1 protein-coding gene is annotated in these 534 nt (G+C 62.0%); it reads left to right on the forward strand.

What is annotated here, in order from left to right:
• Positions 1-81: 81 nt before the first annotated feature.
• A partial coding sequence (locus ACLBXN_RS24530; protein ID WP_447613876.1) for a hypothetical protein occupies positions 82-534 on the forward strand: 453 nt, incomplete at its 3' end.

Genomic DNA, 534 nt, shown 5'->3' on the forward strand with positions numbered 1-534 from the left:
CGGACGCGTAGCAATGCGGATATCGAGGAGGCTTATGCGGGCCTGGTGACTGGCAGGACGACAGCGCAAGGAGATCGCTGGGTGTTGCATGTCTCTGCTGGACGGCAGCGCTTCACGCTGGGCGATGGCATGCTGATCGTCAACACGGCGGCAAACGGCCAGGACAGGGCTGCCCTGCAGGCGAACGCCCGTTGGGCTTCGGATTTCGTCGGCCTGGCGCAGCTGCGCTACAACCAGTGGAAGCTGGAGGCATTCCATGTGAATCCCGATGAGTTGGCGCTGCTGGACACACATACGCAAATCAACGGCCTCAACGTCGAACATGCGGTGGCACCGGGCCTGGAGTGGGGGGCGAGCTATCTCACAGTGCCCCGCTCAACTGCCCAATACTATTTGCCAGACGGTAGTCAGCGCCAGCGCGAAGGCCTCAAGGTCTATGACCTCAGAGGACGTTGGCAGCCCAATGCCGCGGGTCAGTCCGGTCCTTTTGTCGCCGCTGAAGCCGCGATACAGCGCAATAGCCGCTTTGCGATG

The organism is Comamonas sp. C24C (assembly GCF_053345995.1).